This is a genomic window from Maridesulfovibrio salinus (assembly GCF_055394525.1).
Genome location: NZ_AP042461.1, coordinates 2,995,295 through 3,010,175, shown reverse-complemented (window position 1 = coordinate 3,010,175; position 14,881 = coordinate 2,995,295). Strand labels below are relative to the sequence as shown.

General features: G+C 47.7%; 14 protein-coding genes. 10 read left to right on the top strand and 4 right to left on the bottom strand.

The window, feature by feature from the left end:
• Positions 1-72: 72 nt before the first annotated feature.
• From mtnP to ACZ5PW_RS13675, 3 genes are all read right to left on the bottom strand, one after another.
• The gene (gene mtnP, locus ACZ5PW_RS13685) at positions 73-822 is read right to left on the bottom strand and encodes an S-methyl-5'-thioadenosine phosphorylase (RefSeq protein ID WP_464554560.1); all 750 of its coding nucleotides are present in this window, start codon (positions 820-822) and stop codon (positions 73-75) included.
• 88 nt (positions 823-910) lie between these two features.
• Positions 911-1,423 (bottom strand): adenine phosphoribosyltransferase, encoded by a 513-nt coding sequence (locus ACZ5PW_RS13680; protein WP_464554559.1) that lies wholly within the window; start codon positions 1,421-1,423, stop codon positions 911-913.
• A 96-nt stretch (positions 1,424-1,519) separates the two neighbouring features.
• Entirely contained in the window at positions 1,520-2,002 is a 483-nt protein-coding gene (locus ACZ5PW_RS13675) for a hypothetical protein (RefSeq protein ID WP_464554557.1), read from the bottom strand.
• A gap of 254 nt (positions 2,003-2,256) precedes the next feature.
• Here ACZ5PW_RS13675 and rsmA point away from each other — a divergent pair, with 254 nt between their 5' ends.
• The 10 genes from rsmA to ACZ5PW_RS13625 all read left to right on the top strand — a co-directional run bounded on the left by rsmA (position 2,257) and on the right by ACZ5PW_RS13625 (position 13,977).
• Positions 2,257-3,045 carry a 16S rRNA (adenine(1518)-N(6)/adenine(1519)-N(6))-dimethyltransferase RsmA gene (gene rsmA, locus ACZ5PW_RS13670; protein WP_464554555.1) on the top strand — a complete coding sequence of 263 codons (789 nt, stop codon included), beginning with the start codon at positions 2,257-2,259 and terminating at the stop codon, positions 3,043-3,045.
• A gap of 246 nt (positions 3,046-3,291) precedes the next feature.
• Positions 3,292-3,564, top strand: a complete 273-nt coding sequence (locus tag ACZ5PW_RS13665; RefSeq protein WP_464554553.1) for an HU family DNA-binding protein — start codon at positions 3,292-3,294, stop codon at positions 3,562-3,564.
• Positions 3,565-3,579: 15 nt separating this feature from the next.
• Positions 3,580-3,756: a hypothetical protein gene (locus ACZ5PW_RS13660; RefSeq protein WP_464554551.1), complete on the top strand. Its 177-nt coding sequence runs from the start codon at positions 3,580-3,582 to the stop codon at positions 3,754-3,756.
• A 155-nt stretch (positions 3,757-3,911) separates the two neighbouring features.
• Entirely contained in the window at positions 3,912-4,112 is a 201-nt protein-coding gene (gene rpsU, locus ACZ5PW_RS13655) for a 30S ribosomal protein S21 (protein WP_464560413.1), read from the top strand.
• 3 nt (positions 4,113-4,115) lie between these two features.
• Entirely contained in the window at positions 4,116-4,562 is a 447-nt protein-coding gene (locus ACZ5PW_RS13650) for a GatB/YqeY domain-containing protein (protein ID WP_464554548.1), read from the top strand.
• A 130-nt stretch (positions 4,563-4,692) separates the two neighbouring features.
• Complete coding sequence (locus tag ACZ5PW_RS13645; protein ID WP_464554546.1) at positions 4,693-7,002, top strand: endonuclease MutS2; 2,310 nt, start codon at positions 4,693-4,695, stop codon at positions 7,000-7,002.
• A 98-nt stretch (positions 7,003-7,100) separates the two neighbouring features.
• Positions 7,101-8,837 (top strand): DNA primase, encoded by a 1,737-nt coding sequence (dnaG, locus tag ACZ5PW_RS13640; RefSeq protein WP_464554545.1) that lies wholly within the window; start codon positions 7,101-7,103, stop codon positions 8,835-8,837.
• The gene (gene rpoD, locus ACZ5PW_RS13635) at positions 8,824-10,581 is read left to right on the top strand and encodes an RNA polymerase sigma factor RpoD (RefSeq protein WP_464554543.1); all 1,758 of its coding nucleotides are present in this window, start codon (positions 8,824-8,826) and stop codon (positions 10,579-10,581) included. Before dnaG ends, rpoD begins: the two co-directional genes overlap by 14 nt.
• 213 nt (positions 10,582-10,794) lie before the next feature.
• Complete coding sequence (gene cbiB, locus ACZ5PW_RS13630) at positions 10,795-11,754, top strand: adenosylcobinamide-phosphate synthase CbiB (RefSeq protein WP_464554540.1); 960 nt, start codon at positions 10,795-10,797, stop codon at positions 11,752-11,754.
• Between the two features lie 237 nt (positions 11,755-11,991).
• Entirely contained in the window at positions 11,992-13,977 is a 1,986-nt protein-coding gene (locus tag ACZ5PW_RS13625) for an ArnT family glycosyltransferase (RefSeq protein ID WP_464554539.1), read from the top strand.
• A 100-nt stretch (positions 13,978-14,077) separates the two neighbouring features.
• On the opposite strand, the gene proC is transcribed toward ACZ5PW_RS13625, so the two are convergent.
• Positions 14,078-14,881, bottom strand: a complete 804-nt coding sequence (gene proC / locus ACZ5PW_RS13620; protein WP_464554538.1) for a pyrroline-5-carboxylate reductase — start codon at positions 14,879-14,881, stop codon at positions 14,078-14,080.

Genomic DNA, 14,881 nt, shown 5'->3' with positions numbered 1-14,881 from the left:
CTGAAGCCGTGGTAAAGTTTGCTGCTGCCTATTTGAAAATGGACGAAGAGGCATTAAAAACGTTATGCCGCGTCATCCGATTTTACCGATGGTCTTGATGAGCATGGAAGTGACATTCTCCGCATTGGCCTTGAAAATTTCCAGAATGTCGTCCCATGTAACAGGGGCCTCATCGGTTTTCCAGCAGTCGTAGTCTGTGGACATGGCAACAGCTGCGTAGGGCACTCCGGCTTCATTGGCCAGAATCACCTCGGGGGCTGTGGACATGTTGATGATATCAGCTCCCCATGCACGGAACATATGGGATTCGGCACGGGTGGAAAAGCGCGGGCCTTCAATGGTTACAACGGTTCCTTTTTCGTGAACTGTAACCCCGAGTTCTTTGCAGGAATCAATCATTTTTGCGCGCAGATCACTGTCAAATGGCTCTGCCATGGGAGTGTGGGCAGGAGCGTGGGGTGCAAATGATTCATAGAAGGTAAGCTCACGTTTTCTTGTGAAGTCGATGAACTGGTCCATTATAACCAGATGACCTCGGTCTATCTCTTCCCGCAGAGAACCCACAGCCGTTGTTGCAAGAATGCAGTCGCAGCCGAATTCTTTCAAAGCCTGAATATTTGCCCGGTTGTTGACATAGGTTGGCGGAATGGTGTGCTCGCGCCCATGACGGCCGATTATATGAACCTCGGACCCGGCAATGGTTCCGGATTTAACAGGTGAACTCGGGTCGCCCCAGATTGTCTTGACTGTAGAGTCCTTTGCGTCTTTCAGGATGTCCGGGTTATCCAGTCCACTGCCGCCGATAATGCCGATTACTGCCATTATTGTTGTCCTTTATTTTGATTGAGAAAAGTAAAAATAAAAGCTCCTTTTTTCGTTTCCGGAAAAAAGGAGCTTTTTATTGATATTTCTAGAGCTGCAGAAGATGGCTGCTGGGAATTCCGTTTAATTTGCTTTTCCCGTCAAGAAAGCCGAGTTCGACCAGAAATCCGATTCCGGATACGATTCCACCCGCTTTCTCAACCAGTTTAACCATGCCTTCAGCGGTTCCGCCTGTAGCAAGGACATCATCGATAAGAAGTACATTCTCATCCTTTGCTACTGCATCAATATGCATGCTCAGGCTGTCTGTTCCGTATTCAAGGTCATAATCAACAGATACGGTTTCATAAGGCAGCTTGCCGGGCTTGCGGATGGGAACAAATCCTATTCCGAGTTTGTATGCCAGCGGGGCTCCGAAAATGAAACCTCTGGCTTCTGCGGCAGCAATTTTGTCCGCTTTATAGTCGCTGAACCGTTCGGCCATCATGTCAATTGTGTACTGGAAAGCACCAGGATCAGCCAGAAGCGGTGTAATATCAAAATAAACGATGCCCTCTTTGGGGAAGTTAGGCACATCGCGTATATGGTCCCTCAGATTCATGAATTTCCTCCATCCTTAACGGAATTTATTTATCCCCAACCGCATATGAAGTTTCGGGGCCTTTGTCAAAGTTCAATGCAGGATGAAGGAATGGGGCTAAGTCAGTGAACTCTTAAATCCTTCAGCTCTGGTTCCTCCGCCCATGGAAGTCCCGCTGTTTTCCGCCTGCTGCTTAAGCAGTGTTGTCAACTGCCCCTGGAGCTGCATCAGTTCATTCTCCTTGGCGGAGATCTGGTCCTTGTTCTTCTCAGGGTCCTGCTTGAGTTTTGCTATTTCCTCTTTGAGTTTTTCAATCTGTTCCTTGAGTTTTTCAATCATTTCATCTTCTTTGGATGTCTCCTCGGAACCTGAACTTCCGGATGCCCCGGCCTTGGCTTGATCTGTCTTTTCAGACTGGGCCTGCTGGAGTAGGCTTTTGGCCTCAGCGGAGATGTCAACTGTGTCTCCATCTTTGGATACAGTCAAAGAAGACTTGTCCGGCAGATTTTCTTCGTCTTTGTCTACATTGGCGACGTTAACTTCATTAGTTGAATTGAAGGACTGTACTTGTTCGGAACCGATTCTGAAATCAAAACCCATATTAATATCCTCGTTCTGGAATTATAAATGTAATTACGACTACTTTATCGGACACAGGCAGTTTTAGTTTATATCTTATAATGGAAATCTATATAAACTTTTCATGAAAATTTAGTTTATGCAGCCTGTAGCCAGGTCTGCAGGGATTCTGTTCTTGCTTAATCTGCTTTCTTGAAGATAAAGTCACTTCTTTAATTTCCGGGTATAATTTCCCCATTAGGAATGATTAATATAAATTTTAAATCGGAGTTTTTGTGCAGACAAACCACAGAGCCAAAAAAAGTCTGGGGCAGAACTTTCTGCAGGACGCCAATATAGCACGTAAAATAGTAGATAATCTCAGAATTACATCCAAGGATTCGGTAATCGAGATAGGTCCGGGGCAGGGGGCTTTAACTAAATTTATACTTGAAGCCGGGCCCGAGAGCCTGATGCTTCTGGAGAAGGACCGCGATCTGGCTCCCGCTCTTGAGGCTGAGTATTTTGATGCTGAAGTTGTCCAGCAGGACGCGCTCAAGTTTCGCTGGGAAGATCTTGATCCTGCTAAGAATTGGAAAATAATCGGCAACCTGCCTTATAATGTCGCCTCGAAGATTATGTGGGATGTTGCCTTTAAATGCAGTGCTACTTGTGTCTTTATGGTTCAGCATGAGGTGGGAATGCGTATTACCGCTGAACCGGGGTCAAAAAAATATGGGGCTATCAGTGTATGGATTCAGAGTTTTTGTAATACACAGTATCTTTTCAAAGTTCCTCCCACCGTCTTCAAGCCCAGACCCAAGGTTGATTCCGCGGTGATAAAATTTTTTCCCATGTCTGAAAGTGAAAAACCCGTTGATATTAAAGGGCTTGCGAACTTCGTTAAATACTGTTTTCAGTACAGACGTAAGCAGCTCGGTAAGATATTGAAATCATTTATTTCTGATTCAGTGCTTGAATGGGCTGAGAAGGAAGGGGTGAAGCTTACAGATCGCCCTGAAGCCTTGTCTCCACTGCAATTTCAGGGGTTATATAAATGTGTTAAAAACGATTTTCCCTCTTGACTTGTTGGCGAAAATCCTGTTTTAGATTTTCATCAAGGTCGGTAACTCAAGATTTTCGTTGGATTGTGGTGATTTTCAACGATCAGGGGCTTGTTTTGCGGGCTTTGAGGTGGTAGCAGTTTAAGCTCATTCGGATTGCTGCTGCGACTTGAGCATAATAAACACTCGCTTTAGCGAGGTTTTTTAAGACTGGCGCAGATGAGTGTGCCGTAATAATCATTTTCCCGTTTTAAGGAGGAAGGACTGATGACTAAGGCTGAACTCGTGGTTAAGATTGCAGACAAAGCAGGTATGACCAAAGCTGATGCGGAACGTTGCCTCAACTATTTTCTCGATACAGTTGAAGAAACTCTCGTTAACGAAGGAAAACTGACCCTTACAGGTTTCGGTACATTTCAGGTTGACGAAAGAAAAGAGCGCACCGGCCGTAACCCCCGCACTGGCGAGGAAATCAAGATTCCTGCATGTAAAGTGGTTAAGTTCCGTCCCGGTAAGCTGCTGAAAGACGCAGTAAAATAGTAAGGAGATTTGAATATGTTGCATGGTGAAACCGTTCAAAGTCCCCTCCCTCAGGATCTTCCCTGGTGGATGCCCGATCATTTTGTGTTTTTTGGTGTTCTGTATGTTGTTATCGGTATTCTCGGTGCCGGTCTCGCATACTGTGCAGTTAAAGCATGGATGGATTCCAAAAAAGACGCTGCCGGTCATTAATCAGCAGTTTTAAAGTGAATTTTTGTTCAGCACCTGCCTGCAGGTGCTGAACTTTTTTTTGCGATATTTCTTGACTTAGTCTTTTTTATGGGGCTATAAATATCGTCTTCCGTGCAGCGCTCCTGCACGAGATCAGAGAAGGGGGGGTGATTTTTTTGCCCGGTGTTTACCTCGAAGATTCTGACAATTTCGAAATAGCTCTTCGCCGCTTCAAGAAGCAGGTTGAAAAAGCTGGAGTTCTTTCCGAACTCAAGAAGCGTCAGCACTATGAAAAGCCCAGCGTACAGCGCAAGAAGAAAAAAGCTGCTGCACGCAAAAGGCTCGTTAAAAAAATGCGCAAAATGTCAATGGGTTAGTATATGAGTCTCATTGAGCAGATAGATAAAGATTACATCGCGGCCTATAAAGCCAAAGACGATGTTAAAAAGACGGTTCTGAGGCATCTCAAAACCGCCATCAAAAATCGCATTGTCGAAGTCAAGGGTGATACACTCTCTGATGAAGACGTGCTTGATCTAGTTGCAAAGCAGATCAAACAGCGTAAGGACTCCATCGAGCAGTATGAAGCTGCAGGACGTCCCGAGCTGGCCGAGGTGGAGGCTATAGAAGCCGAAGCTTTGTCCGCATATATGCCGGCCCAGCTTTCTCAGGAAGAACTGGAGGCCGCAGTGGATAAGGCTGTTTCCGATCTCGGTGCATCTTCAATGCAGGATATGGGCAAAGTGATGCAGGCCATCATGGCTGCTCATAAGGGACAGGTTGACGGTAAGGCATTAAGTGCTCTGGTCCGTTCCCGTCTCTCCTGAAGATCAGCTTCAACCAGTATTTAACGGCAGGCCCCGGATTTATTCCGGGGCTGTTTGCCGTTTTTTCCGTATTGGACCCCGGTTGTCTGCCGGGAAGCTTTGATCAAACATTTTTCCACACTGGATTCTCATGGAGCCAAGATCTCTCCAGCTACTCGAATTTCCGAAGGTTCTAAAAGTCCTTTCCGGCTATTGCGTGTCCTCTTCAGGCGCAGAAGCCTGTCTTGACCTTTCTCCCATGCAGGACGAAGACGATGTTAACTCCAAAGCCCGTCTGTTTCGCCAGGGGGAGAACTTTGTCAAGGAGACCGGATTTCGTCTGGGTAATTTCCCGCCATTGGAAGGACTTTTCAATTATCTTGTAAAGCCTAACAACGTACTTGATGCTGATGCCCTTTACGCTCTTGTGCAGACTCTCGGACAGGCCCGTGTCCTGAAAGAGGCCCTTGAGATATCAGAAAAACGGGGCTGGGATAAACTGGTTGAATTCCTGGAGTCTGTAAGCTGGCCTCAGAAGACTTTTTCCGGTCTTAAGCGTTGTCTTGATCAGGACGGAAATATAAAAGACGAAAGTTCCCCTGAGCTTTACGACATCCGCCAGTCAATCAGAAGTCTGCATCAGCGCTGCTCCAAGAAAGTTCGTGATTTCATTCATGGTGAAGACATCAGCCGCTTCATGCAGGATGATTTCATGACTATTACCAACGACCGCTATGTGCTGCCGTTGAAGACGAATTTCAAGGGAAGGCTGCAGGGAATTATTCACGATTATTCGAATACCGGAGAAACCTGCTACTTTGAACCTCTTTTTCTGGTGGAACTTAACAACTCCATGCAGGAACTTAAACAGCAGGAAAGGGCCGAGGAACTCAAGATTCTGACCTATCTTACCGGTCTTGTGCGCAGTGAGTTTGACCAGTGTGAAGCTGCTTACGAATTTCTTGTTTCCTATGATGTCCTGCAGGCCAAGATCAATTTCTCCGCCTCCATGAATGCCGTGGCCGTGGATGTGGCTTCTGGTGCCGGATTTGACCTCAAGGGCGCGCGCCATCCGCTTCTTGCCACTGCTGAGGGTGGAGTCCATCCGCTCAATATTGAATTGCCTTCAGATCAGAAGGTTCTGATTATCAGCGGCGGTAACGCCGGGGGTAAAACTGTCTGCCTCAAAACAGTCGGTCTGCTGGCTGCCATGGCGTTCAGTGGTATACCCGTTCCGGTTGCAAAAGGTTCGATTCTTCCTTTTTATAAAGAAATTTTCGTTATCATGGGTGATGAGCAGTCTCTTGAAGACAACGTCAGCACCTTTTCCGCCCAGATCAAATCAATAAGCAGGATCTGGTACTCCATGGATTCCTCGACTCTTTTCATTCTCGATGAATTCGGTTCCGGAACAGATCCGGCTCAGGGTGCAGCTCTGGCCCAGTCTGTTGTGGACGGACTGCTTGAAAATGAGGTTACCTGTTTTGCGGCCACACATTTTCCGGCACTTAAAACATATGCCCTCGTGACAGAGGGAGTTCGCGCCGCCAGTGTACTTTTTGATCCGTCTACCAAGAAGCCTTTGTTTAGCCTCGCGTATGATCAGGTGGGGGCTTCCATCGCTCTGGATGTTGCTCGTGAGCACGGATTTCCTGAGGTTCTGCTGTCTAAGGCCGAGCAGTACCTGCTCATGGAAGGGTCCGATACTGGATCTGTAATGAACAGACTTAACGAACTGGCTGTCAGCAGAGAGAAAGAACTTGAAGAGATGGACCGTATCAAGTCCAGACTTGAAACCAAGCGCGCAAAGCTTGAAGAAAAATTTGAGCGTGAACGCCTGTCTGTACTTGCTGACGTAAAGAAACAGGCTCAGGGCGTACTGAAAGAGTGGCAGGACGGCAAAATAGGCCGCAAGCAGGCTCTGAAAAAACTTTCTCAGGCCCGTGAGTCCATTGGTGGAGAGAAGCAGCCTGAAGCTGATGTAAAACCTTTTTCATTTGATGACGTTAAAGTAGGGGCTTCAATCCTTAACATCAACTGGAACCGCAAAGGTGTAGTCCTTGAAAAGGACGAACGCAAAAAAAGGGTCAAGGTTGATATGGACGGTGTTGCCATGTGGATGCCGGCTGAGCAGCTTGGTCCTGTCGGCAAAAAAGCCGTTCAGGAGAAGGTCAGGAAGGCCCTTGAAAAACCGGATGCCAAGGCTCCAAAAGGCGATATGACCTTAAAGATAGATCTGCGGGGCAAGCGCGCTGATGAAGCTGTGAGTGAGCTGGGCAGGTTTTTTGATCAGTCATTGCTGCGTGGCGCAACAGTGATTGAAGTGGTCCACGGACGTGGTACCGGGGCGCTCAGGCGCGAAGTACATACTTTTCTCGACAGTAACCCCGCAGTTGCATCTTACAGTCTTGCTCCGGAAGACCGGGGCGGTGACGGCATGACCGAGGTCGAATTAGTCTAGTGCAAATTATTTACTGCCGTGCTATGGAGATTCAGGCAGGGTGATTGCACATTATTTCAGCGACTTCCAATTGTTTTAAGATTGTTACGGAGGTTTTTGTGGATCGGGCCGCCATTGAGGCAATCAAAGATCGCCTCGACATTGCCGACATAGTGCGCCGCTATGTTGAACTGAAGCCTGTTTCCGGCAGGTGGATGGGGCTTTGCCCTTTTCACAATGAAAAGACAGCATCTTTCAGCGTTAACAGCGATGAAGGTTTTTTTTACTGTTTCGGGTGTCAGGCATCTGGGGATATTTTTGATTTCTATGCCCAGATCAACGGATTGGAGTTCAAAGACGCACTCGAACAGCTGGCAGCTGAAGCCGGAGTGGAGTTAACCCCCGGCAAGGTTGATCCGCAAGCTGCCAAAAGAAGTTCCGAACGTAAAATTTTCATGGATATGCATGAGCATGCAGCGAATTATTTTATGCGCTTGCTCAGGCTTCCTGAAGGGCGGACTGCCCGAAAATATCTCGAACGCCGAGGACTTGATTCCAAGGTTGCCGAAGCCTTTGGTCTGGGCTGTAGTACCGATGACTGGCAGGGGTTGGAAAAGTTTTTGATCTCCAAGGGTTACACACCCGAACAGGGGGTTAAAGCCGGACTCCTTTCCCAGAATGCCAAGGGGCGGACTTATGACCGTTTTCGTTCAAGACTGATCTTCCCGATTAAAAATTTATCGGGCCGGGTTATTGCTTTTGGCGGAAGAATAATTACAGAAGGAGAACCCAAGTATTTAAACAGCAGTGATACCCCCATCTACAAAAAAGGGGATCACCTGTACGGACTGTGGACGGCTCGTAATTCCATTTCCCGGACCAAGCGTGCTTTGCTTACCGAAGGGTACATGGATGTAATCTCGCTGCATCAGTTCGGTTATACTAATTCCTGCGGTGTTCTGGGTACTGCCCTTACACCTGATCAGGTCAAGCGTCTCGGAGGATTCTGCTCCCGCGTGGATCTGGTTTTTGACGGGGATGCTGCGGGTCTGAAAGCTGCTCTTCGCAGTGCGGAAATGATCCTTACTCAGGGAGTTTCCTGCGGGGTGATACTTCTCCCGGACGGGGAGGATGTTGACAGTATTCTTCAGTCCCGCGGAGCTGAGGGTTTTCAGGTTTTTATGGACGAGGCAAGGGATGGTCTGGATTTTTGTCTGGATACCTTGCAGCAGGGGTATTCACCCCGAGAAGTTATGGATTGGGCGCAAGGATTTCTGAAAAGAATGACCAGCGCTTCTTTACGCGCTTTCTACCTTCCCAAGGTCTCATCCGGACTGGGAGTGGCGGAAGCTGAATTGAGATCGGTATTTTCCGGTGCGCTCAATTCTCCGGTTCCACAGCAGCAGAAGGTTGTTCAGCAACAGCCCCGAACTGCTCCGCCGGTGGGCGCACAGGTCAAAGATGATAAATATTTTCTGAGGTATGCGGTAAAGCATCCGGATTATGTCACCGAATTATCGGAGAGGGGAGTAGCACAGGTCCTGACCTCGCACTGGGGCAAAACACTGTGGTCTAAAATTTCGGCTCACAGCGGGCAGGATATTATTCCTTTTCTCGATGACTCTGAAAAACAGTTCTACATAAGCTGCCGGACTGAGGAAGCTCTTTACGGTGAGGAACTGGATGAAGAATGGCGGCATGTCTGTAAGATTATTGCCCGGCGCCGGTACGATCTGGGCCGTAAGAAGCTCATGGACGCTCTGCGCCGAGCTCAGGCACAGGGCGATATGAACCGCGTAAGCGCATACCTCAAGGTCCTGAACGACTCTGTATGGAGGGATGATGAGCAACATTAAGGATATTCAGGCTATTAAAACCCTGATTTCCGAAGGTAAGAAACAAGGTTTTCTGACCTTCGAGCAGTTGAGCAAGGCTCTGCCTGCTGAATTCAACAAGGCCGAACAGCTTGATGACGTTATCAAGATTTTCGACCAGTTGAACATTGCGATCGTCAACACACCTGAGGAAGGCAACAACCTCGTAGAAGCCGGTGTGGACAGTGACGATGAGATCGATCTCACCGAAAGCGAAGAGGAAACCGTAGATTATGTTTCCCGCAGTACAGACCCCGTACGTATGTACCTGCGTGAAATGGGCGCTGTGGGACTCCTTGACCGTGAAGGTGAGGTTGTCATCGCCAAGAAGATTGAAAACGGCGAACTGGAAGTCCTTTACGCGCTGGTTGAAATTCCGGTGGCGATTGAAGAGCTCATCAGTGTCGGTGAAGATCTTGATGAATCCCGCATTAAACTTAAAGATGTAGTTAAAACCATCGAGGAAGACGACCCCAGCGAAGACGAGATGAACCAGCGCCAGAGGGTTATCTTCCTGCTTGATGAAGTTAAGAAACTCTACGACAAAAAGAGAAAAATATACAGCAATCTCGACTACTGCGCCCGCCTCGACAAGAAAGTCGTTAAGGAACAGAATGAGATTGTTAATTACAAATTCGAAATTGTTGAAAGACTTCGTGATATCAAGATCGAGAAAACACTCATCGATCAGATCATCGAAACAGTTGGCGACTATGTTCGTCAGATGCATAACTGCCAGCGTGACCTTTCAGCATATATTCTTTCCACCGGAAAGACCCAGCAGGAAATCAAAGATCTCTTTAAAAAGATAGACGAACGTGACATCAATCCGGTTGTTGCCGCAGATGAACTCGGCATGACCGTTGATGAGCTTTTTTCCTTTAAGGAAATGATCTCCGGTAAAATGGAGATTCTGGTCCGTTTGCAGGAAAAATGCTGCCACAATGTCCATGATCTCGAAGAGGTTCTCTGGCGTATCAAGCATGGAAACAGAAGTGCAATGCAGGCCAAGCAGGAACTTATCCGCGCCAACCTGCGCCTTGTTGTTTCCATTGCCAAGAAGTACACAAACCGCGGTTTGCAGTTCCTTGACCTTATTCAGGAAGGTAACATCGGTTTGATGAAAGCTGTTGACAAGTTTGAGTATCAGCGTGGATACAAGTTCTCCACGTATGCGACATGGTGGATCAGGCAGGCCATTACCCGCGCCATTGCGGACCAGGCCCGTACCATCCGTATTCCTGTCCATATGATAGAGACCATCAACAAGCTTATCAGAACGTCACGTTATCTCGTTCAGGAGCTTGGTCGTGATCCTTCTCCAGAAGAGATTGCAGAGAGAATGGATTATCCACTGGATAAAGTTAAGAAAGTTCTCAAGATCGCCAAAGAGCCTATTTCTCTTGAAACACCTATCGGTGACGAAGAAGATTCGAGTCTCGGTGATTTTATTGAAGATAAGAAGGCAGCAGCTCCCGCTGAGGAAGTTGTCAGCACCAAACTGGGTGAACAGATTGCAACCGTGCTTTCTGATCTGACTCCGAGGGAAGAGCAGGTTCTGCGTAAACGTTTCGGTATAGGTGAAAAATCCGACCATACTCTTGAAGAGGTCGGCAAACTTTTCAACGTTACCCGTGAGCGTATTCGTCAGATTGAGGCCAAGGCTCTCAGAAAGCTGCGCCATCCGGTTCGCAGCGCCATGTTGCGTTCGTATTACGAAAACTAAGATATGGAAGCGGTGCGGACATTTGTTCGCACCGTTTTTTATATGGTGGAGAGACGGCGTGCCCTGTATGTGGGAATTTCAGGGCATAAGGGGGATTTTTTTATTCTGCTTCAAGGATAAAAGGCTAGGTTAAGAGGCCCTGAAAGTCGTCCATGTGTGTCGGGGAGAGCTATCTCTCTGATCGAAACGCTTTAAGATTTGAGGATGAAATTAATGGATAATTCTACTGTATTATTTCTTGTTCCGATTCTCGCACTTGTCCTTGATCTCGCTTTAGGAGATCCCAAGTGGTTTCCCCATCCGGTCTGCTACCTGGGCAAGCTTCTTGACTGGTACAAAAACTGGGTAAAATCCATCGGCAAATCCAATAAAATTATGGGTGCTGTCGGTGTTTTCGGTTTTTCCATTGTTATCTGGGCCGTTCTCAAGGTTTTTCTGGCAATTCCCTTTATCGGTGTTCTTGTCGGTCTGTACCTTGCTTATGCAGGTCTGGCTCTCGGTTCTCTGCTTAAAGAACACAAAGAAGCTGCGGCTCTTCTGGACAAAGGCAGAATCGAAGATGCCCGTGCAGTGATTGCCGGGCTTGTAAGCCGTGATGTTTCCGAGCTGGATGAAGCTGGCCTGCGCAAGGCTCTTGCCGAAACCACCAGTGAAAATATCAATGACGGTTTCGTGGCTCCCTTCTTCTATCTTGTTGTTACCGGACCTGCCGGAATGTGGGTTTACAAGGCTGTTTCCACCATGGATTCCATGTGGGGATACAAGAATGAAGAGTTCAAAGAGTTTGGTTACTTCGCCGCCAAGGCAGATGATGTACTCGCTTTCATTCCCGCCCGTATCACCGGCTTCATGATGCTTGCCGCCGGCCGTATCATGAAATTAGACTGGGAATCCGCTTACGACAACCTCGTGAGTGATGCCAACAAGACTGAAAGCCCCAATGCAGGTTGGGCCATGGCTCCCGCAGCATGGCTGCTCGGCGCTCCCATGGGTGGAAAGGCTGTTTACTTCGGTGAAGAGAAGGAAAAGCCTGTGCTCGGCCCTGAAAGCGGAGAATGGACTTCCCTTAAACTGAAAAGACTCGGCGGACTGGTTCTGACCACCGCGATCTTTTCTGCTGTGCTGCTCGACATCTATTTTGTGATGGTCTGGATTGCCAACGCAGCTCATTAATTCTTTTAAAAATGTTTGTTTATAAACCGGAATCCTGAACGGGGTTCCGGTTTTTTTATTGCCCACTAATCTTTACGTATTTTTTACTGTCACGAAATGTCGAGGTTCTGCGGAACCAGTCTTGATTATGAAATGATGAGTTAATTTATCAGTCACGATGTCCTATTATGGTCTGTTCAAATTTCAATAATCCGGTTACCAAGACAGTGTCCCAATTCAAATTGAACGGAGCCTTTCATGTCAGCTTATCCAAATAAAAATCGTATTGTGCTTTTCCTGTTGTTTTTAGCTATTGCGGCATTTGCCGTGGCGACAGCCGTTGCAGTTAATAAATCCCTTTCCAAGTCCGATAATTCTTATCTTCAAGCACATTCAAAAGCCCGTTGGATAAAGCTTGATCAGCCTTTCCGGCTTAATGCCCGAAATAACGGCTCGGAAATGGCCTTGTTCAGGAAAACTTTTGAACTTGATAGCTCCCGGATAATAGCACTACATATCAGAGCGTTCCGGGGTGCAGGAATATGGTTGGATGGAAAGCCTTTGCTCAAGTTTGACGGGAATGTGGATAACTGGCGTGAGGAGCGAACTCTGAAGCTTCCTGAACTTGATGCCGGAAAACATGAGCTGAAGATTGCTGTTGTCAATGAAAATGCGCATCCGGTATTGCTTTCATGGGCTGAAGATTCTGACGGTGTTTTGTTTTCTACTCCTGAAGGATGGGAAGCCAGTAAAGACGATTTCGTCTGGAACCCGGCAGCTGAAATTTCCAAAACCGGAAAGCTTTTCATCGGAGACAAGTTCAAAAGAGCTGATAAAGCGCTCCTGGATAATCTGCCTTATATGCTTCCGCTTTTTCTGCTTGCTGCGGCTTTCTTCTGGATGCGTGAACGGAACAAGCTTCCTGCTCAAGTTCAGATATTTGAGCTCAAGCCTGAACTCTTCCGCTTAATACTGCTGGCTTTATGGACTCTCATGGCCTTGAATAATTTCCATGAACTTCCACTGCGCATGGGCATGGACTACACCGGGCACTACAAATACATCGAATATGTGGCTGAAAATCTTAAACTGCCCAGTCCTCTGGAGGGGTGGCAGATGTTCCAGCCTCCCTTTTATTATATTGTCTCAGCTTTCTTTTATAAGGTATTCATGTCTGTCACAGATGTTGAAAATACCCTCTATCTCCTGCGATTGATCCCGCTTGCCTGTGGCGCGGGAATGATAGAGATCTCATTTCGCTGTTCAAGGCTTATTTTCAAGGATGATAGATTTCTGCAAATAGCATCCACTTTGTTTGGCGGATTTATGCCGATGAATTTTGTTATGTCTCAGTTCTGGAGCAATGAACCGTTTGCAGCTCTTTTCTCGGGGCTGAGCATCATGGCAGCTTTATCTATTATCACCAGAGCGGAACGGCGCAGGATTCAGGATTTTGTTTATCTGGGACTGTTTTGCGGTGCGGCGATTCTCAGCAAAGCTACGGCTACTCTTTTGATTGCTCCTGTCGTTTTCTTCGTTCTGCTGGGGACTGTCGGGGAAGGGGCAAGGAATAAAACAGCACAGCCAAAGCAGTTCAGTCCTGTGTTCGGGATCTGCATTTCCATGTGCCTGATTGCTCTGGTCGGGGGCTGGTACTATCTTGATAACTGGGTGACCTACGGGAAGCCTTTTATCGGCGGCTGGGACAAGATAAGGGAAATTGGATGGTGGCAGGATCATGGTTACAGGACATGGGCGCATTTCACCGCATTTGGCAGTTCCATTCTCAAACCGGTTTATTCCACCGTGGACGGCATATGGGATGGCCTTTATTCCACTTTGTGGCTGGATGCCAACCTTAGCGGTAAAAGTAAATTTGCAAGCCGTCCGCCGTGGAATGATGATTTGATGGTTGCTTCATCTCTGCTCGCTTTGATCCCTTCAATGTTGATACTCGGTGGAATAGGGCGTGTGTTTTACAGACCTGTCAGGGCCGTGTTTGATGGAGGAATGTTTCTGGTTTCCTGTGTGGTGATCTATTTTACAGCAGTGGCATATCTTTATCTTAATCTGCCAATATACAGCACAGCCAAGGCAAGTTATACTTTGGGGTTACTCCCGTGTTACGGGATTCTGGCTGCGGTTGGTGTCAAGCCGCTGCTGGATAACCTGTACGTTAAATCCGCGTTCTGCGGATTCCTGGCCGTGTGGGGAAGTACTGTTTACCTGACTTATTTTGTTTAGGAAGTGAAAAGTGGCGGAGGGGGAGTTCTTGAATATGATTTTGAAGCGAGCACGGGTAAGGAAATCCAATGGATTTCCTTACCCGTGTCTCTTTATGTAGCTATTTTTTACCGAGTTCCAGGCTGCGTTCGTAGCTTTTGCGTACAGAGTCTATTATGTTTGCACGAGTAGCAGTGCGGTCCAGATGAACCAGTGCCCTGACGGTGGTTCCGCCGGGGGAGGTCACCATTTCACGCAGTTGGCTGACATGGAGCTTGCTTTCCTGAGCCAGTTTGGTCGAGCCTTCAAAAAGCTTCTGGACCATTGATGTGGCCTGATCACGGGGCAGTCCGAGTTCTACGGCAGACTCGATCATGGCTTCTATAAAGTAGAAGACATAAGCCGGGCCTGAACCGATTACACCGGTAAAAGTATCGAACTGGTTTTCGGCCAGAACATAGACATCACCGAGAGGTCCGAACATTTCACGGGTGAAGGTGGACTGCTCATTTGTGAGATGGGAATCATCGAGGCATACCGCAAAAACACCGGCGTTAACCAGAGCCGGAGTGTTAGGCATAACCCTGACGACAGGACAGCGGTTTTCGCTGAATTCCTTGAGCTTGTGCACTGTCAGCCCGGCAGCGATTGAGATCAGGCACTTGGATTCTGATAATTCAGGCGCGATCTCTTCAAGAACTGCGGGAGCGTGCTGGGGTTTGACCGCCAGCACAATGTAGTCGGATTCCCGGGCGAGGTCCCGTGCTGATTCGCACTGGGTGAGCCCCGTCTCTTCGGCCAGCGCATTAAGTGCCGCTTTATTGAGGTCAGAAGCCAGCAGGTAGACGTTATCATTTCCCGCCATTCCTCTGATAATGGCGGCGCCCATGTTGCCAGTGCCGATAAATCCAACTTTTTTGGTCAT

Excerpts from the sequence above, each read along its gene's own strand:
- mtnP (WP_464554560.1), bottom strand. The coding sequence starts at position 822 with ATGGCAGTAATCGGCATTATCGGCGGCAGTGGACTGGATAACCCGGAC.
- ACZ5PW_RS13680 (WP_464554559.1), bottom strand. The coding sequence starts at position 1,423 with ATGAATCTGAGGGACCATATACGCGATGTGCCTAACTTCCCCAAAGAG.
- ACZ5PW_RS13675 (WP_464554557.1), bottom strand. The coding sequence starts at position 2,002 with ATGGGTTTTGATTTCAGAATCGGTTCCGAACAAGTACAGTCCTTCAAT.
- ACZ5PW_RS13665 (WP_464554553.1), top strand. The coding sequence starts at position 3,292 with ATGACTAAGGCTGAACTCGTGGTTAAGATTGCAGACAAAGCAGGTATG.
- ACZ5PW_RS13660 (WP_464554551.1), top strand. The coding sequence starts at position 3,580 with ATGTTGCATGGTGAAACCGTTCAAAGTCCCCTCCCTCAGGATCTTCCC.
- ACZ5PW_RS13650 (WP_464554548.1), top strand. The coding sequence starts at position 4,116 with ATGAGTCTCATTGAGCAGATAGATAAAGATTACATCGCGGCCTATAAA.
- ACZ5PW_RS13645 (WP_464554546.1), top strand. The coding sequence starts at position 4,693 with ATGGAGCCAAGATCTCTCCAGCTACTCGAATTTCCGAAGGTTCTAAAA.
- rpoD (WP_464554543.1), top strand. The coding sequence starts at position 8,824 with ATGAGCAACATTAAGGATATTCAGGCTATTAAAACCCTGATTTCCGAA.
- cbiB (WP_464554540.1), top strand. The coding sequence starts at position 10,795 with ATGGATAATTCTACTGTATTATTTCTTGTTCCGATTCTCGCACTTGTC.
- ACZ5PW_RS13625 (WP_464554539.1), top strand. The coding sequence starts at position 11,992 with ATGTCAGCTTATCCAAATAAAAATCGTATTGTGCTTTTCCTGTTGTTT.
- proC (WP_464554538.1), bottom strand. The coding sequence starts at position 14,881 with ATGACCAAAAAAGTTGGATTTATCGGCACTGGCAACATGGGCGCCGCC.